The organism is Aquisalimonas sp. 2447, assembly GCF_012044895.1.
In the GTDB taxonomy this organism is placed as follows: domain Bacteria; phylum Pseudomonadota; class Gammaproteobacteria; order Nitrococcales; family Aquisalimonadaceae; genus Aquisalimonas.
The window spans coordinates 3,088,581-3,106,493 of the sequence record NZ_CP050695.1; the positions used below are offsets into that span (position 1 = coordinate 3,088,581).

A 17,913-nucleotide genomic window follows, 5' to 3' on the forward strand; every position below is an offset into this window, starting at 1 on the left:
ATGTGTAGCAGCGAAACCGCTTCGGCCAGCCAGGTCACCGACGAACGCCTGCAGTCCCTGGGGCGTGCCGTGCTGGAGACGGAGGCCGCGGCCATCACGGACATGCTGGCGCGGGTGGACGCGGACTTCGTCCGCGCGTGTCACCTGATGCTGGCCTGTCAGGGACGCATCGTTGTGCTGGGCATGGGCAAGTCCGGCCATATCGGCGGCAAGCTGGCGGCCACCCTGGCCAGCACCGGCTCACCCGCCTTCTTTGTCCACCCCGGCGAAGCCAGCCACGGCGATCTCGGCATGATTACCGCCCGCGACGTGGTGGTGGCGCTGTCCAACTCCGGCGAGACGGACGAGCTGATCACCATCCTGCCGCTGATCAAGCGCCTGGGCGTGCCGCTAATCGCCCTCACCGGCAAGCCCGAGTCCACACTGGCGCGGGCAGCCTCGGTGAACATCCACGTTGGCGTTGCCCAGGAAGCCTGCCCGCTCAACCTGGCACCCACGTCCAGCACCACGGCAGCACTGGCCATGGGCGACGCCCTGGCGGTGTCTTTGCTGGAGGCGCGCGGCTTTACCCGCGAGGACTTCGCCCGCTCGCACCCCGGCGGCAAGCTGGGTCGGCGACTGCTGCTGCTCATCGATGACATCATGCACAGCGGCGAGGACATTCCCGTGGTGGCACCGGACGCGCCTCTACGGGATGCCCTGGTGGAGATGTCACGCAAGGGGCTCGGCATGACCACGGTGCTGGATGACCAGCAACGGTTGCTGGGGATCTTCACCGACGGCGACCTGCGCCGCAGCCTGGACCAGGGCATCGACCTGCACAGCATCTCGGTTCGCGAAATCATGACCGCCGGGGGCCGCACCATGCGCCAGGGCAGCCTCGCAGCGGAAGCGCTGCACACCATGGAGGAGCACAAGATCAATGCGTTGCTGGTGGTGGATCAGTCGGACCGCGTGGTGGGCGCACTGAACATGCACGACCTGCTACGCGCGGGGGTGGTATGAGCGCCGGCGGCGACAGCCTGGCACCGGAGCCCACCGGCGAACTCCGGGAACAGGCGGCGGCGATCCGGTTACTGGCCCTGGACGTGGACGGCGTCCTCACGGACGGCACCGTGTTCTACAGCGAACACGGAGAGACGCTGAAGGCCTTCAACATCCTTGACGGCCTCGGCCTGCGTCTGCTTCGCGAGGGCGGTCTGGCGACCGCCATTATCAGCGCCCGGGACTCGGCACCGCTGCGGCGCCGCGCCAGCGACCTGGCCATCGACCACGTTTTTCTCGGTTGCGATAACAAGATCACCGCCTGGGACGAGCTGCTGGCGCGCACCGGTTTGTCTGCGACGGAGGCGGCATTCGTGGGCGACGACCTGATCGACCTGCCGCTGCTGCGCAGGGCGGGATTCGCGGTGGCGGTGGCCAATGCGCACCCGGCGGTGCAGCGGCGCGCCCATTACGTCACCCGGCAGGCCGGCGGCGGCGGTGCGGTGCGCGAAATCGCCGATCTGCTGCTGAGCGCCCGGGGGACTCTCCAGGAGGCCATCGCCCGGTATGCTTCCGGATAGGAAATGGACGTTCCGCGTTGTCGCCCTGATCCTTCTGGTGGCAGTGGGCTGGTGGGTGCTGGACGAGGACACGCATGATCCAGTGCCAGCGGATCCCGAGGAAATGGCGGAGCGGCCGGACTACTTCATGGAAACCTTCACGCTGAATGCCACCGGCGACGACGGGATACGCCGCTACCGCCTGGAGTCTCCGCGCATGGAGCACTTCACCGGCGAGGATGTCTGGCTGCTGGAGAGACCCGAAATCACCTACTTCGTGGACTCCGGCGCCCCCTGGCACCTGCGCGCGGAGCGCGGGCGGGCGTGGAACGATGTCGAGGACGTTCATCTACAGGGTGATGTGGCCATTCGCCGCAGCCGCACCGACGACAACCTGCCGGCGAACGTGGACACCAGCGAAGTCTTTCTGCAACCGGAACAACGCTATGCCGAAACCGACGAACACGCGGTCTACTGGCGCGAGGATGCCCGCCTGGAGGGCGTGGGCCTGCGCGCATGGCTGGACCGGGAATACCTGGAACTGCTCTCCGAGGTCCGTGGCCGTTATGAAACACCTGACTGAACGCCCTGGCGGCCTTGGCGTCGGTCTGGCGTGCGTGCTGCTGCTCGCCACTTCGGTCGCCATGGCCGAGCCCATCGACCTGGACGCGGATCAGGCGGAGATCGACAACGCCCGCGGTGTCAGCGTGTACACCGGCAACGTCGTCCTCACCCGGGGTTTCCGCCGCATCACCGGTGACCGCATGACTGTGCATCTCAGCCGCGACGACGCGGGCGATCAGGCACTGGATCACGTGGTAGTCGAGGGCGAGCCGGCCGTCTACAACCAGCAGGCCACGGAGGATCGTCGCGCCGTGGAGGCGGAGGCGCCACGCATGGAGTATCACGCCGCCGGGCCGGAGCGCATCATTCTCCTGGAAGGAGCGCGCCTGGTGCAGGGGCGCAACACCTTCTCCGGCGAACGCATCGAGTACGAGGTCGCCGCCGACGTGGTGCAGGCCCGCGGCGAGCCCGATACCGGCCGCCGCGTGCAGATCACCCTTTTCCCGGACGACGAGGACGAGGAAGGAGACGACCAGTGAGCCTGCTGCGGGCGGAGGAGCTGACCAAGGTCTACCGGCGCAAGACGGTGGTCCACGGCGCGACCATCGACGTGGCCAGCGGCGAGGTCGTCGGGTTGCTCGGACCCAACGGCGCCGGCAAGACCACCTGCTTCTACATGGTGGTGGGGTTGGTCCAGGCCGACGGTGGCCGCATCCTGCTCGACGACAACGACATCACCGACCTGCCCATGCATGTGCGCGCCAGACGCGGCGTGGGGTATCTACCCCAGGAAGCATCCATTTTCCGCAAGCTCACGGTGATGGACAACCTGTTGGCGATCCTGGAGACGCGCCCGGAACTGGACCGCAAGCAGCGTCGCGAGCGCGCCCAGGAACTGCTCGAGGAGTTCAGTGTTGCCCACCTGCACGACCAGACCGGCATCAGTCTCTCCGGGGGTGAGCGCCGCCGGGTGGAAATCGCCCGCGCCCTTGCAGCCAACCCGCGCTTCATCCTGCTGGATGAACCCTTCGCCGGTGTCGACCCCATCTCGGTGCTGGATATCCAGGCCATCATCCGCCACCTGGCGGAGCGGGACATCGGCGTCCTGATTACCGATCACAACGTGCGTGAAACCCTGGGCATCTGTCAGCGCGCCTATATCCTCGCGCAGGGAGAAGTCATTGCCAGGGGCAGTTCCGAAGAGGTCCTTGCCAACCGCAAGGTGCGCGAAGTGTACCTGGGGGAGGAGTTCCGGCTGTAGACGCGACCCGGGTCCCGCTGAGACAACATGCCGTCACGCAAGTATCGCGCCAATGTTCTAACGCGGGCCTGAGTCGGTTACGATGGGAGACATGGATAACACCAGCATTCACCGAATCCGGTCCGAGCAGCTGCCCACGACGGCGGCGGGAGACCCGCGTTGTCGATGAAACAGTCGCTACAACTCAAGCTCGGACAGCAGCTCACCATGACCCCCCAACTGCAGCAGGCCATCAAGCTGCTGCAGCTCTCCACGCTTGAGCTACGCACGGAAATCCAGCAGGCGCTGGACTCCAACCTGATGCTGGAACCCGCCGACGATCTCGACGAGTCCGACGATGCCGAACTCGACAGCAGCGGCAACGCGGACGGCGAAGACAGCCAGAACAACGCCGAAGACGGCGGCGAGCGCACGGAGGCTGCCGAGAACCGGGAGCATGCGGAGTCCACAGAGGCTGCCGCAAGCGAGGCTACCGGCGCGGAGATAACCACCGACAGCGGCGAACCGGAGCTGAGCACGGAAAACCAGCAGAGCGATATCCCCGAAGACCTGCCGCTGGACTCCGACTGGAACGACATCTACGACGGCAGCACCTCGTACAGTGCCGCCGGCAGCGACGATGAACAGCGGGAAACCTGGGAAAACCGTACCGCCGGTGACGGTGGTGGCCTCCACGAGCACCTGTTGTGGCAGGCCCAGCTCTCCCATTTCAGTGATCGCGACATGGCCATTGCCGAGGCCATCATCGACGGCGTCCGCGACGACGGTTATCTCGGCGTCAGCATCGAGGACATCTGCGCCTCGGTGTCTTCGGACGAGCCGGTGGAGGCCGATGAAGTCGAGGCGGTGCGCCACCTGATCCAGCGCTTCGACCCGGTCGGCGTGGCCTCTTTGGACCCCCGCGAGGCGCTACTGGTCCAGCTGGACCAGTTTCCCGACGACACGCCCTGGCTGAACGAAGCACGGCTGCTCGTGGACCGCCACCTGGATCTGCTCGGCAGCCGTCAGGTCAGCCAGCTGACCCGCAAACTGAAGATCAGCGAGGGCGAGCTGGGCGAGGTGCTGGCCCTGGTTCGCTCGCTTGACCCGCGCCCCGGCTCGCAGATCAGTAGCGCACCGGCTGAGTACGTCATCCCCGACGTCTATGTGCGCAAGGAGCGTGGTGCCTGGCGGGTCGAGCTCAACCCCGAAGCCGCCCCCAAGATCCGGGTGAACAGCTACTACGCCGGGCTGGTGAAGCGCGGCGACCAGGGCAGCGACAACTCCACCATGCGCCAGCACCTGCAGGAGGCCCGCTGGTTCATCAAGAGTCTACAGAGCCGCAACGAGACCCTGCTCAAGGTCGCCACCTGCATCGTCAACCACCAGCAGGAGTTCCTGGAGCACGGCGAAGAGTCCATGAAACCTCTGGTGCTGCGGGAGGTGGCCGAAGAGGTGGAAATGCACGAATCCACCATCTCGCGCATCACCACCCAGAAGTACATGTACACCCCGCGGGGCACCTTCGAGTTCAAGTATTTCTTCTCCAGCCATGTGCACACCGTCGACGGTGACGAGTGCTCGGCGACCGCCATCCGTGCGCGCATTCGCCGCCTGATCGGCGACGAGGATCCGCGCAAGCCGCTCAGCGACAGCAAACTTGCGGAGATTCTCAAAAACGAGGGAATCGATGTGGCGCGACGGACCGTAGCCAAGTATCGTGAATCCATGTCCATTGCCTCGTCCAACGACAGGAAACGCATCGCCTGAGCTCCGGGATGCACGATATCCCGGCCCGAGCGGGCGCCATCAAGGAGGCCTTATGCAGATAGACGTCACCGGGCACCACATCGATCTCACCGACGCCCTGCGGGATTACGTGCAAGCGAAGATGGACAAACTGGAACGCCATTTCGACAATGTCGTGGATGTCCACGTCATCCTGACCGTGGAGAAGCTCGTCCAGAAGGCCGAGGCCACCATGAAGCTCAGTGGCGCCAAGCTGTACGCTGACGCCAGCGCCCAGGACATGTACGCTGCCATTGACGGTCTGGTGGAGAAGCTCGACCGCCAGGTGAAGAAGCACAAGGAAAAGGTCACCGATCACCGCCGCAACGAAGGGGCTCAGGCCAAGGCGGCGGGTGAAGGCGACGAGGACTGACACCCTGCGCCGGTGGCCTTTCCGGCCACCGGCGATAACGGACGCCGCAGCCATGACCCTGCGTGGAACAGCATGATCAAGATTGCCGACCTGATCACTCCGGACCGTGTCGCCTGTGACGTCGACGTCACCAGCAAGAAGCGCGGGCTTGAAGTCCTCAGTGACCTCGTTGCCGCCTCCGACCCCGCGCTGTCCGCTCAGACCATTTTCGACAAGCTCATCAACCGCGAGAAACTCGGCAGCACCGGTCTCGGGCACGGTGTTGCCCTGCCCCATGCGCGCATGGACGGCAACGAAGCGGCGGCAGCGGCATTCATCCGCACCGGCGATGCCATCGACTTCGACGCCTTCGATGGTGAACCGGTGGATCTCCTGTTCGCCCTTGTGGTGCCGGAGCACTTCACCGACGAACACCTGCAGATCCTGGCGCGGCTGGCGGAAATGTTCAGCGACGCGTCGTTCTGCAACCGGCTTCGGAATGCACCCGACGCCCAGGCCCTGTTCCAGTTGCTCACGGAGTGGGAGTCGGGCGCAGGACAGGCATGACCCGCACCGGGAACACCACCACCATTCCGGGCGTGCTGGTCGCCATCCATGGGGACGGCATCCTGCTGCAGGGCGACAGCGGCATCGGCAAGAGCGAACTGGCTCTGCAACTGCTGGACCGCGGCCACCAGCTGGTGGCGGACGACAGCGTCACCGTGGCCGTTCGCAACGGTGTCCTTAGCGGCCATGCACCGAGCAGCCTGGCGGGGATGCTGGAGATCCGCGGCCTGGGCCCCTGCCCGGCGGACGTTCTGTTCGGGCACAATGCCATCCGCCCGTCGGCGGCGATCACCCTGGTGGTCGGTCTCTGCCGACCCAAGGACTGGCTGGACTGGCCCCGGCTCGCCCCCGTCCGTGACGCCATCACCCTGGCCGGCATCCTGGTCCCCCGGGTCCGGCTGCCGGTGGCACCGGAACGGCCTCTGGCGCTGGTGGTCGAGGCCCTGGCCCGACTGCATGGCAGCGGCCATCTGCAGAGCGAGACCGAGCATGCATGAGCAGACACGCCTGATCATCGTCAGCGGCCTCTCGGGCTCAGGCAAGACCGTGGCGCTGCATACGCTGGAAGACAACGGCTGCTACTGCATCGACAACCTCCCCGTGACCATGCTCGCCGCCTTCGGCGACCATGTCACCAGCCTGGCACCGGAGGCTCTGGGCCATTACGCTGTGGGCGTTGACGCCCGCAACCGCATGAACGATCTGGAAGCGTTTCCGGAGATCCTTGCGAAGCTGAAGCGGGTCACCGGCATCCAGCCGGAGATCCTGTTCCTCACCGCCGACGAGAGCACGCTGATCAAGCGCTTCTCCGAGACCCGGCGCCGGCACCCGCTGAGCAGCGGTGACGTCCCCCTTGCCGACGCCATTGCCCGGGAGCGCGCCCTGCTGGTGCCGATTCAGTCGCAGGCGGATCTGGTCATCGACACCACGGAGACGACCCTGCATCAGCTCCGGGATCTGGTGCGCCAGCGGCTCACCCGCAACTCGCGCAAGCTGTCGTTGCTGTTCCAGTCCTTCGGCTTCAAGCACGGCGCCCCCACCGATGCGGATTTCGTCTTCGACGCCCGGGTCCTGCCCAATCCGCACTGGGAACCGGCGCTGCGCGCCCTGACCGGTCAGGACGAACCGGTGGCGCGGTACTTGTCCTCCCACGAGAGTGTGGAGACCATGTACACCGATATCCGCGATTTTCTCGACCGCTGGGTCCCGGCATTCAAGGTCGAGAACCGGAGTTACCTGACGGTGGCCATCGGCTGCACCGGAGGGCAGCATCGTTCGGTCTACCTGTGCGACCGGCTTGCCAGCCATTTCGACGACGGCACACAGGACGTGAGCGTACGACACAGGGAGCTTTCATGAGCGTCAGCATTCTGCTGGTCACTCACAACCGGATTGGTCACGAACTCCTGGAAACGGCCCGGGAGACGCTGGGATTCTGCCCGGTGCAGACACGCACCCTGGAAGTCACTCCCGACGGCGAGCCCGCCGAGCTGATCGAGCGGGCCATGGACCTGGTGGGACTCCTTGATGACGGCGACGGCGTGCTGGTGCTCACCGACTGCTACGGTTCCACGCCCAGCAACGTGTGCTCGCAGCTGGCCCGGGATCACCGCATCGTCGTCATTGCCGGGGTCAATCTGCCCATGCTGCTGCGGGTGTTCAACTACCCGGGGCTGACCCTGCCGGAACTGGCGGACAAGGCCCGCACTGGTGGCCGCGACGGCGTGATTCTCGTGGAGACGTTCCACGCCACAAGGGAGTGCTGACGGCGTGGCTCAACGGGATGTCACCATCATCAACAAGCTCGGCCTGCACGCCCGGGCCGCGGCGAAGTTCGTAGCCCTGGCCGGCCGCTTTCAGGCGGAGATCCAGGTTCACCGCGAGGGCAAGACCGTCAACGGCAAGAGCATCATGGGCATGATGATGCTGGCCGCCGGGCGTGGTACCACCATCACCGTGGAAGCCAACGGCGACGACGCGGAGGCCGCGCTGGACGCCCTGGAAGGGCTGGTGAATGAACGCTTCCAGGAGAGCGAATAGCCCGGCCCTCAGCCCCCACAATACCGCCGCCGGCGATGGTAGACTCGATGCAGGTTCCAGTGATCGGGAGGTGGGAGACCATGCAGGTAAAGAAACTGGTCGAGCTCTGGGAACAGAACGCCGCCGAAGTACGCACGGCGAAAACCTACGAGGTGCGCCTGCCCGTCCACGACGCGGCCAAGCTCGCGGCGCTGCGGGACATGTTCCCCGGCCGCTCGGAACAGGACCTGATCACCGATCTTCTCTCGGCGGCCCTGGACGACCTGGAAGCCTCGTTCCCCTACATTCAGGGCAAGCGCGTGGTCGCCGAGGACGAACAGGGCGACCCCATCTACGAGGACGTCGGCAGCACGCCGACATTCAACGAACTTACGCGTAAGCACCTGGAACGTATCAAGCGCGAGAGCGGGACGCCCTGACGTGGTCACCCCCGGCCGGCTCCGCCACCGGGGCTGGCGTCATGCGCCACTACTGTCCTGCAACGGTGACATCGTCCAGCAGCAGCGAGCCCGTACGGACGCTGCCACGGGTGTCCATGTCACTGCCCACGGCCCGCAGATTGCGGAACATGTCGCGGAGGTTGCCGGCGACGGTGATCTCCTCCACCGGTTCGCCCAACTCGCCGTTCGTCACCAGGAAGCCGGCCGCGCCCCGGGAATAGTCGCCGGTCACGGCGTTGACCCCCTGGCCCATGAGTTCCGTGACGACCAGCCCGTTGCCCATCTCCCGCAGCAGGCCCTCGAAGTCGTGCTCTCCGGGGTGGACGGTGAGGTTGTGTACGCCGCCTGCATTGCCGGTGGTGGTCATGCCCAGCTTGCGCGCCGAGTATGTGTCGAGCACGTAGCCCTGCAGTACCCCGGCGTCCACGAGCGTCCGGTCCCGGGTGGCCACGCCTTCATTGTCAAAGGCGGCGCTGCCTAGCGCCCGGGGCAGATGCGGATACTCGGTCATGGTCACGTGCTCCGGAAACACGCGCTCGCCCAGATGGTCCAGCAGGAAGGAGGCGTGCCGGTACAGACTCCCCCCGCGCACCGCACCCAGGAAATGACCGATCATGCCCCGGGCCATTTCCGGCACATAAAGCACGGGCATGCGCCCGGTGGCGATCTGGCGACCGCCCAGCCGCCGCACCGCCCGGGCCGCCGCCTTGCGGCCCACGGCCTCCGGCGCCTCCAGTTCATCCGCGTGGCGGCCCACCGTATACCAGAAATCCCGCTGCATGCCGGCACCCTCACCGGCCACAACGACACAGTTCACGCCGTGACGCGTCCCCTCCGTGGCGCCGATGAAACCGTGGCTGTTGCCGTAGACACGCACCGAGCGCCCCGTACTGACCCCGGCCCCTTCGGAATTGGAAATCCGGGAATCCGCATCCAGCGCCGCCGCCTCGCAGGCCAGCGCCAGATCAATGGCCGCATCCGGCTCCAGATCCCAGGGGTGATCCAGATCCAGCTCCGGGAACTCGGTGGCCATGAGCTCCGGGTCAGCCAGCCCCTGCGCCGGATCCTCCGAGGTGTAGCGGGCAATGCTGCACGCCGCGGACACCGTATCCCGCACCGATTGCGCGGAGAAATCCGCCGACGCTGCGGTCCCCTGCCGCTGGCCGAAATACACGGCCACCCCCAGGGAACGGTCCCGCTCGTGCTCCAGGGTGTCCACCTCGCCACGACGCACGTTGACGGATAACCCCGTGCCCACACTCACCGACGCCTCGGCCGCACTCGCCCCCTGCCGCTTCGCCTCGTCCAGCACCTGCTGGACGATCTTCGCCAGCTCATCCGTGGTGGGCAGCGCCGCACTGGCAGTGACGGTTGGTGTGGTCATGTTCTTCCTCCGGCGTTGTGTTCAAGACTGGTCAATGGCGGAACACCGTACTCCATGGCACCCGAACGGTCGCCGGTGCCATGAGCGGGGCGGAGGGAGTCCGATCCCGGACCGTCTCCAGCCATGGATGGCTGGAGACGAGCCTACAGGGATGTACCAGTGTCCTGTTACCGAAGTTCGTCGCATTTTGCCTGTTCTCAGGGCCGTTGAGGCAAGGCCATCGGGCCGAAGGCGTAGCGCCACTACGTCGAGGGCTGATAACGCCGCCTCAGCGGCCCTGAGAACAGGCCCTGCGGGAGCATCCGTGCGGCGCCAGGACTTCGTTGCGCCTCTTGCCAAGGGCGACAGCCATTGCCTGCGAGCCGCGCCTCGCCCTGACGCCGCACGGATGCTCAAAATGCGACGAAGTTCGGTAACAGGACACTCGGGCGTGTCCGGGATCGGACTCCCTCCGTCCCGCGCCCCGGATCGAAAGAACCGCTCTCCGGCAATGCCGTGCGAGTCAGCTCCGGAAGCGATAATCAATACCTCAGGCCTCTGTCCCGCCCACGGTCAGCGCATCCACCTTCAAGGTCGGCTGCCCGACACCCACCGGCACGCTCTGCCCCTCCTTGCCACAGACTCCGATGCCGGTATCGAGCTTCAGGTCAGTACCCACCATGCTCACCTGCTTGAGCACCTCCGGCCCGTTGCCGATCAGCGTCGCCCCCTTCACGGGACGGGTGACACGGCCGTTCTCGATGAGATACGCCTCGTTGGCCGAAAACACGAACCGCCCCGAGGTAATGTCCACCTGGCCACCACCAAAGTTCACCGCATAGATGCCGTGATCCACCGAACGGATGATCTCCTCCGGATCATGCGGCCCGGCCAGCATGTACGTGTTGGTCATGCGCGGCATGGGCAGATGCGCATAGGACTCCCGGCGCCCGTTGCCGGTGGGCTGCATGCCCATCAGGCGGGCATTCATCCGGTCCTGCATGTATCCCGAAAGACGACCGTTCTCGATCAGCACCGTGCTCTCCGCGGGCACGCCCTCGTCATCGACGTTCAGCGAGCCACGCCGCCCCGGCACCGTGCCGTCATCCACCACCGTGCACAGCTCCGAGGCCACCCGCTCGCCCATGCGGCCGGCAAACGCGGACGTGCCCTTACGGTTGAAATCCCCCTCCAGACCGTGCCCCACCGCTTCGTGCAACAGCACCCCGGGCCAGCCCGGACCCAGCACCACCGGCATGGTCCCCGCCGGCGCGTCCACCGCCTCCAGGTTCAGCAACGCCTGACGCACCGCCTCGCGGGCATACCCCAGGGCGCGGTCCTGCTCCAGGAAGAAGGCGTAACCGTGGCGACCACCACCGCCGGCCATGCCGTTCTCCCGGCGACCCCCCTGCTCCACCAGCACGGAGACATTGAGCCGCACCAGCGGGCGCACATCGGCATTCAGGCGGCCCTCGTGATCGGCCACCAGCACCACGTCGTGGAGCCCGGACAGGCTCACCATCACCTGCTCCACCCGCGGGTCCTGGCGCCGCGCCTCGGCATCGACGCGCCGCAGCAGATCCACCTTGTCCGCATCGGACAGACTCTCCAGCGGGTTGTCCGTGCCGTAGAGATCCAGCCCCCGGCCACGATGCCAGGCCTGGATGCGCCCGCCGACGCCGGACCGCGCAATGGCGCGGGCAGCTCCGGAGGCCTCCATGAGCGCCGGCATCACGATTTCATCGGAATAGGCGAAACCGGTCTTCTCGCCGCTGATGGCGCGCACGCCCACGCCCTGGTCGATGGCATAACCGCCCTGCTTGATGAGACCGTCCTCCAGCGCCCAGGTCTCGTGGCGACTGGCCTGGAAGTACAGGTCCGCTGCATCGATGCTCGGCCCCATGAGGCGGCCGAAGACATCCTCCAGCGCGGTCTCGCTGAGCCCTGCCGGGGCTAGCAGGCGTTCCGTGGCAATGGACAGACTCTGTTCCATGGTTGCAACCTTCTCCGGTAGCGAATCGATACGCCGGGGTGGACTCCCCGCGACGTCAGGTGTTCCGTGCCACGACGGCGTCAGCCGGCGCCGGCTGCACCGCGTCCGGGCAGCTTAGCCGCCGATGCGCCAGCGACGGAAAGCGCGCCCTGACATCGGCCAGCCGCACCGGGTCGAGCTCACCGATGACCACCCCGGAGCCCCGCGCAAGACTATCCTGCACGCTGCCCCACGGGTCCAGGATCAACGAGTCACCGTGGGTCTCGCGGCCGTTCATGTGATAACCACCCTGTCCGGCGGCGATGACGTAACTCTGGTTCTCGATGGCCCGCGCCTGCAGCAACGGTCGCCAGTGCACGGCGCCGGTGCGGGCGGTGAACGCTGAAGGCACCACGAAGAAGTCGGCACCGCGGTCCGCCATGACCCGGAACTGTTCCGGGAAACGCAGATCGTAACAGACAGCCACCCCCATACAGCCGAAGGGGGTGGCCACCGTCACCACCTGGTCACCGGGTTCCAGGGTGGCGGATTCCGCGTAGGCGGCATCACCGTCCACCTGGACATCGAACAAGTGCAGCTTGTCGTAACGGGCAACCCGTTGCCCCTGGTCGTCGAACACCAGGCAGGCGGCTCTGGCCCGCGCCGGGTCGCGACCGCACATGGGGATGGTCCCGGCCACCAGCCAGACACCATGGCGCGCCGCATGGCCGGCCAGCCGCTCCTGGATCGGGCCGCCGCTGTCCGGGTCCACATGGGCCAGCTTGTCGGTTTCGGCAAGGCCCATGATGGCCACGTTCTCCGGCAGCACCACCAGCCGCGCACCGGCGTTGGCGGCCATGCCGATCAACCGCCCCGCCTCGTAGAGATTGGCGTCCACACGAGGCCCCGAGGCCATCTGCACCGCAGCCACCCGCGCACCGCCATTACCGGATGCCGTCATACCGCCGCCCTCCGCTACCATTCACACAGCCATTGTACGCGGGGCCGGAAGGCGGCGCCCAGCGCTGCATTAACGCATGCCCGGGGAGTCCAGAACGTCACCATCCTCCTGCAGCACCGGCTCGAATTCCGGGTCCGCCCAGGAACCGGTGAGGTGGTAATGCATGCGGGCGACGCGGTCGAGCTGTGTACTGAACATCTGCTGCGCCAGGAACATCGCGGCGGCACCCGGCGGACCACCGAACACCCCGCCCAGAATCGGCAGCGCCGACGACGCCCGGGGCATCACGGTTATACGCTGATCGTAACTGCGGCCCGCCAGGTCGATGGTACCGGCGGCATCCACGCGGGCCGACGGCCCCACCAGGGTGAAGGTCCGCGTCTCGGCCACACCATCGGCAATACTGAAATCTGCGTCGATGCGGTCGAATGCGAACCCCTCCTCGTAGACGTCGGCGAAGTTCAGGGTCAGCCGGCGCGGCAGATTGGCCACGCTAAGCAGACCGAACACGCGCCCCGCACCAGGCTCCACCTGGGTGAGTGAACCGTCCCGTAGCGCCAGTTGCACCTCGCCTTCCAGGGTCTCCGGGGCCATGGGGAACGGCGCGGAGCGCGCCGTGACGGCCACACGCCCGTTGCCGTGCCCGCCGCGAATGACGTTACGGTAGCCAAGGCCCGCGAACAGCCCACCCATATCGTCGCTGCGCACGTCCAACTCCACTTCCGTGCGCTCGTCCGGGTGGCGCATCCATGCCGCACGCCCGGTGACACTGTGGTGGTCACCGCGGAGCAGAATGTTCTCTACCGCATAGCCGCCGCCCACGGACTCTCCCAGAACCTGCAGATTGCCCAGCGGACGGTCGTCCAGTTCCAGCTCCTGAATACGGACCCGGAGACCGGGCAATGCTGCCGGGTCCACATCCGCCAGCAGGTCCTCGTCCAGTGCCAGGTCCGCGTCCTCGTCCACCACCGCCGCCGGCAACGACAGCCGCAGATGCTCCAGATCCGCCTCCACGGCCATGTGGGATCCGGCCGGCCAGAACAGGTGGCCGGCTATGTCAGGACCGTCCAGGTCCACCGACCAGCCGGTGACATCGCGTGTGCCCCGGGCACGCTGTCCGGAGAATTCCAGGTCGCCCAGCAGGAGCCTGTCGACGGCCAGATCGAAGCCGTCCACGGTGGCTGCGCCGGTATCATCGGCGATCTCCGGGGCGTGCTCGCGGAACCACCGCTGCCATGCCACCAGGTCCAGCCGCTCGGCGTGGCCATCCAGGCGGATACTGCCGGAACCTGGCAGCACTGCCTGCTCGCCACCCAGACGCAGGCCGGCGCCGCGCAAACCGGTGTCCGGATGCAGGTCAAACAACGCATCCAGACGGTCACCATAGGTGACCCGCAACGGCTCCGGACCGCTTTCACCAATGCGCAGCCGGGCTGCCAGCGCCCGCTGCTGCGTCGACGCCTTGCCCATGGGTGCGGGCATGGCAATGCCAACACCCACCAGATCACTGTGCGCGCCGATATTCACGGCCATGTCGGCGGTGTCGGGCTCGGCGTCGAACACCGGGAAATCCGCCAGCACCTGCAGCCCCGCGCGCCCGTCCAGCACCGATCCACCACCACGCAGGGCCTCCTGCAGGGCAGCGGCGTCCAGTTCCGGGGCGTCAGCCCGCAGGCGAATCCGCGGTTCACCGTTATCCCTGTCGGAACCGGTATTCACGGCCAGCGTCACCGGCCCGTCCAGAAAGCGGGCGCTGACATCCTCTGCGGTGATGCCGTGGCGGTCGAAATCCACTGTGCCCTGCAACGCTTCCAGGGCCAGTACCGGTTGCCGCAGCTGCAACCGCCCCTCCCGCAGCTGCACCCGGCCATCCACATCCACCGGTGCGCCGTCGAAGGGAATGGTCAGTGCCAGTTGCAGGTCATGCTCGCCGTCCAGGCTCAGCGGCTCCAGCGGAGCCTCGAGCACCTCCCGGGCCAGCGGCATGGTCCGCAGGAAGTCGAGATAGGCATCCCCAGGTCCCTGCACGGACCCGGTGATGCGCAAGGGACTGCTCTGGAGATCCTCGATCCCGGCAGTGGCCTGCTGCACCCTGGCACCACTGATCTCGGCGCGGTCCGCCTCGATGCGCATGGAGCGGCCATGGAAGCGCAGACGCCCGTCCATGCCCGTCAGCGGCGCCCATTCCGGCTGATAGGCCAGGGTGACGCCGGTGACATCGGCACGCACGTCGAACTCGCCGGTGCCGTCATCGAAGGGGAAATCGTCGGTACGCCCGTGGAACACCACGTCCGCCCGCCGGGCGGTGCCGGCGATGATGCTCTCGTCCAGCCACTCCACCAGTTCCGGGAACATGATGCCCACCGGCAGGTAGCGGGACGTATTCACGGCATTCCCGGAGCGGCCATCGACGCTGGCGCGGATGTCCAGGAAAGGAGACTGATCGGGCTTCTTGTCCACTCTCACCCGGGCGTGGACTTCACCATCCTCGTTGTTCACCCGTGTCCGGTTGACGTTCACTACCCAGCCGTCGGGGCCGAAGCGCCACTCCCCCACCGCTTCAAGAGCAACGAACGGGATTTCCTCACGGAACAGATACGGCAGCGTGCCGGAGCCATCCCGGGCGCGCACCGCCATGTCGCCGTCGCGCTGCCGGCCGTCGGGCTGCGGCAGCCCCTCGGGGAAGTCCGCCCAGACATCCAGGGAGCCGGCCAGGGAGAGGTAGGGCGGCGCATCCGGCGCGCCCAGCAGACGCTCCATGATGCGCCCCCGGGCGTCCTCCGCCGAGGCATACAGTGACAGCGGACCCTCGCTGACCGGCTGCTCCGCATCCCGCGGCCAGCGTGCCGCGAATTCGGCACGGCCACCCCACTCCGTCGGCAACTGTCCGCTCCCGGCCAGACGGCGCCAGCCATCGTCGTCGTCCACGGCGGCATGGAGCCCCTGGAAGTGATACCGCTGGTCGTGAACCAGATCCAGCAGATCCATGCGCCCGTCCTCGACCCGCAGGCGGCCGGGCTGCGCCATGAGCAGATCCAGTTCCTCCAGGCCAGCGAAGCGCGGCTCACCGAACCCGACCACGCTCCAGGCACCATCCGATCCGCGCTGCACGGTCAGGGATGGTTCCACCAGCACGAGTTCACGTAAACGGGGCTCACGATCACGGACCGAGGCGTAGAGATCGAGATTCACCTCCAGCCGCGGCAGGCGCAGGCCGTCCTCGTCATCGCCCAGGCGCACGCCCTCCAGCACCACCCGCAGGTCGCGCCAGGCCCAGGCCGTCTCCAGCGCCTCGATGCGAATGGGCTGGCCCACCGCCTCACTCAAGCGCACCTCCACCTGGGCACGGTACTCCGGCAGGTAATGCACACCCAGCCGCACCAGCGACAGCGCCACTGCCAGCAGCACGATGGCCGCAGCCAGGCCACCCAGGGCGAGTCGTGCCAGGGAGCGCAGCACCGTCACCATGACCTCCCTCCCGGCACACGCCGGTGCGGCGACCGTGGCGGTCGCCCGGAGATAGCGAGATGGATGTCATGGCACATGGCGCGGAACTGTGAGCACTCGTACACCGCGGAGATTCACGGTGCATCGTTGACAGATTACATCAGAACGACGTCGTACTGGTCCTGGGCGTAGAGCGGTTCGGCCTGGAAGGTGATCGGGCGGCCAATGAATTCTTCGAGCTCCGCCACACTCCGGCTCTCATCCTCCACCATCAGGTCGACCACCGGCCGGGCGGCGATCACCAGCAGCTGGTCTGCCTCGAACTGTCGGGCTTCGCGGATCAGTTCCCGGAATATCTCGTAACACACCGTCTCCGGCGTCTTCATGAAGCCACGCCCTTCACAGGTAGGACACGGCGCGCACAGCACATGTTCCAGGGACTCCCGGGTGCGCTTGCGAGTCATCTCTACCAGGCCCAGAGCGGACACGCCGCTGATCTGGGTCTTGGCGTGATCCTTCTCCAGGCTCTTTTCCAGGGCACGCAGCACCTGGCGCTTGTGCTCGGCATCCTGCATGTCGATGAAGTCGATGATGATGATGCCGCCAAGGTTACGCAGCCGCACCTGCCGGGACAGTGCCTGGGTGGCTTCCAGGTTGGTCTTGAAGATGGTCTCTTCCAGGTTGCGCCGGCCCACGTAGCCGCCGGTGTTCACGTCCACGGTGGTCATGGCCTCGGTCTGGTCGATAATCAGGTAGCCGCCGGACTTCAGCTCCACCTTGCGTGACAGTGCCCGCTGGAGCTCCTCTTCCACGCCGTAGAAGTCGAACAGCGGTCGCTCTCCGGGATAGGCCTCCACCCGCGCGCTCATCTCCGGGAAGAACTGCTCGCAGAAGGCGTGCACCTTGAAATAGTTCTCCCGGGAGTCGACGCGAATGCGTTCCACCTCACTGCTCACGGTGTCGCGCAGCGAGCGCAGCACCAGCGGCAGATCCTCGTGCACGCAGGTGCCGGCCTTCGCCTCGCGGGCACCTGCGGCGATGGTCTCCCAGAGCTTGCACAGGAACCGGCGATCCGATTCCACGGCGGCTTCGCTGGCCCCTTCGGCGGCAGTGCGGATGATATAGCCACCGTCGTCACCCTCGTCCAGGAAGCGTTGCCCGATCACGCGCAGACGCTCCCGCTCGCCGGCATCCTCGATGCGTGCCGAGACGCCGAGGTTGCGGCTGCGGGGCAGCAGCACCAGATGGCGTGAGGGAATGGTCAGGTGGGTGGTCAGCCGCGCGCCCTTGCTGCCGATGGGGTCCTTGATCACCTGCACGATGACCTCCTGGCCATCATGCAGCAGCTCCTGGACGTCCGGGACCGGCCGGCGCGGACGCGTCTCGCCGGTCTCGCTGTCGGGGGCGACGGCAACGTCCGAGGCGTGCAGGAATGCGGTACGCTCCAGGCCGATCTCCACGAAAGCCGCCTGCATGCCGGGGAGCACCCGCTGCACACGCCCCTTGTAGATGTTGCCCACCAGGCCACGACGCCGGGCACGCTCCACGGCGATTTCCTGAAGCACGCCATTTTCCACCACTGCCACCCGCGTCTCCTGCGGCGTGCAGTTCATCAGGATTTCCTGGGCCATGGCG

18 protein-coding genes are annotated in these 17,913 nt (G+C 66.7%); 13 read left to right on the forward strand and 5 right to left on the reverse strand.

Annotated features, from left to right (window positions below; translation table 11 throughout):
- The 13 genes from KU884_RS14610 to KU884_RS14670 all read left to right on the forward strand — a co-directional run bounded on the left by KU884_RS14610 (nt 1) and on the right by KU884_RS14670 (nt 8,514).
- Entirely contained in the window at nt 1–1,005 is a 1,005-nt protein-coding gene (locus KU884_RS14610) for a KpsF/GutQ family sugar-phosphate isomerase (protein ID WP_167783313.1), read from the forward strand.
- Entirely contained in the window at nt 1,002–1,565 is a 564-nt protein-coding gene (locus KU884_RS14615; protein WP_167783314.1) for an HAD family hydrolase, read from the forward strand. The genes KU884_RS14610 and KU884_RS14615 overlap by 4 nt, the downstream gene beginning before the upstream one ends.
- Nucleotides 1,552–2,127 (forward strand): LPS export ABC transporter periplasmic protein LptC, encoded by a 576-nt coding sequence (lptC, locus tag KU884_RS14620; protein WP_167783315.1) that lies wholly within the window; start codon nt 1,552–1,554, stop codon nt 2,125–2,127. Before KU884_RS14615 ends, lptC begins: the two co-directional genes overlap by 14 nt.
- Nucleotides 2,111–2,647: a lipopolysaccharide transport periplasmic protein LptA gene (gene lptA / locus KU884_RS14625; protein ID WP_167783316.1), complete on the forward strand. Its 537-nt coding sequence runs from the start codon at nt 2,111–2,113 to the stop codon at nt 2,645–2,647. The genes lptC and lptA overlap by 17 nt, the downstream gene beginning before the upstream one ends.
- Complete coding sequence (gene lptB, locus KU884_RS14630; RefSeq protein WP_167783317.1) at nt 2,644–3,369, forward strand: LPS export ABC transporter ATP-binding protein; 726 nt, start codon at nt 2,644–2,646, stop codon at nt 3,367–3,369. The genes lptA and lptB overlap by 4 nt, the downstream gene beginning before the upstream one ends.
- A gap of 165 nt (nt 3,370–3,534) precedes the next feature.
- Nucleotides 3,535–5,118, forward strand: coding sequence for an RNA polymerase factor sigma-54 (locus KU884_RS14635; protein WP_167783318.1), 1,584 nt, complete (start codon nt 3,535–3,537; stop codon nt 5,116–5,118).
- 52 nt (nt 5,119–5,170) lie between these two features.
- Nucleotides 5,171–5,509 carry a ribosome hibernation-promoting factor, HPF/YfiA family gene (hpf, locus tag KU884_RS14640; RefSeq protein WP_167783319.1) on the forward strand — a complete coding sequence of 113 codons (339 nt, stop codon included), beginning with the start codon at nt 5,171–5,173 and terminating at the stop codon, nt 5,507–5,509.
- Between the two features lie 72 nt (nt 5,510–5,581).
- Nucleotides 5,582–6,055, forward strand: a complete 474-nt coding sequence (gene ptsN, locus KU884_RS14645; RefSeq protein WP_371807941.1) for a PTS IIA-like nitrogen regulatory protein PtsN — start codon at nt 5,582–5,584, stop codon at nt 6,053–6,055.
- Nucleotides 6,052–6,552 (forward strand): HPr kinase/phosphorylase, encoded by a 501-nt coding sequence (locus KU884_RS14650; protein WP_167783320.1) that lies wholly within the window; start codon nt 6,052–6,054, stop codon nt 6,550–6,552. Before ptsN ends, KU884_RS14650 begins: the two co-directional genes overlap by 4 nt.
- Nucleotides 6,545–7,414 (forward strand): RNase adapter RapZ, encoded by an 870-nt coding sequence (gene rapZ, locus KU884_RS14655; protein WP_167783321.1) that lies wholly within the window; start codon nt 6,545–6,547, stop codon nt 7,412–7,414. The genes KU884_RS14650 and rapZ overlap by 8 nt, the downstream gene beginning before the upstream one ends.
- Nucleotides 7,411–7,821, forward strand: coding sequence for a PTS sugar transporter subunit IIA (locus KU884_RS14660; RefSeq protein ID WP_167783322.1), 411 nt, complete (start codon nt 7,411–7,413; stop codon nt 7,819–7,821). The genes rapZ and KU884_RS14660 overlap by 4 nt, the downstream gene beginning before the upstream one ends.
- A gap of 4 nt (nt 7,822–7,825) precedes the next feature.
- Nucleotides 7,826–8,095, forward strand: coding sequence for an HPr family phosphocarrier protein (locus tag KU884_RS14665; protein WP_167783323.1), 270 nt, complete (start codon nt 7,826–7,828; stop codon nt 8,093–8,095).
- An 80-nt stretch (nt 8,096–8,175) separates the two neighbouring features.
- Nucleotides 8,176–8,514, forward strand: coding sequence for a type 1 pili tip component (locus tag KU884_RS14670; protein WP_167783324.1), 339 nt, complete (start codon nt 8,176–8,178; stop codon nt 8,512–8,514).
- Between the two features lie 49 nt (nt 8,515–8,563).
- Here KU884_RS14670 and pmbA read toward each other — a convergent pair whose 3' ends face one another.
- The 5 genes from pmbA to rng form a co-directional block, all read right to left on the reverse strand.
- Nucleotides 8,564–9,919 (reverse strand): metalloprotease PmbA, encoded by a 1,356-nt coding sequence (gene pmbA, locus KU884_RS14675; protein WP_174813746.1) that lies wholly within the window; start codon nt 9,917–9,919, stop codon nt 8,564–8,566.
- Nucleotides 9,920–10,448: 529 nt separating this feature from the next.
- The gene (tldD, locus tag KU884_RS14680) at nt 10,449–11,891 is read right to left on the reverse strand and encodes a metalloprotease TldD (protein WP_167783325.1); all 1,443 of its coding nucleotides are present in this window, start codon (nt 11,889–11,891) and stop codon (nt 10,449–10,451) included.
- 55 nt (nt 11,892–11,946) lie between these two features.
- Nucleotides 11,947–12,831 (reverse strand): carbon-nitrogen hydrolase family protein, encoded by an 885-nt coding sequence (locus KU884_RS14685; RefSeq protein WP_167783326.1) that lies wholly within the window; start codon nt 12,829–12,831, stop codon nt 11,947–11,949.
- Nucleotides 12,832–12,900: 69 nt separating this feature from the next.
- Complete coding sequence (locus KU884_RS14690) at nt 12,901–16,299, reverse strand: YhdP family protein (protein WP_167783327.1); 3,399 nt, start codon at nt 16,297–16,299, stop codon at nt 12,901–12,903.
- 134 nt (nt 16,300–16,433) lie between these two features.
- Nucleotides 16,434–17,909 carry a ribonuclease G gene (rng, locus tag KU884_RS14695; protein ID WP_167783328.1) on the reverse strand — a complete coding sequence of 492 codons (1,476 nt, stop codon included), beginning with the start codon at nt 17,907–17,909 and terminating at the stop codon, nt 16,434–16,436.
- Nucleotides 17,910–17,913 lie beyond the last annotated feature (4 nt).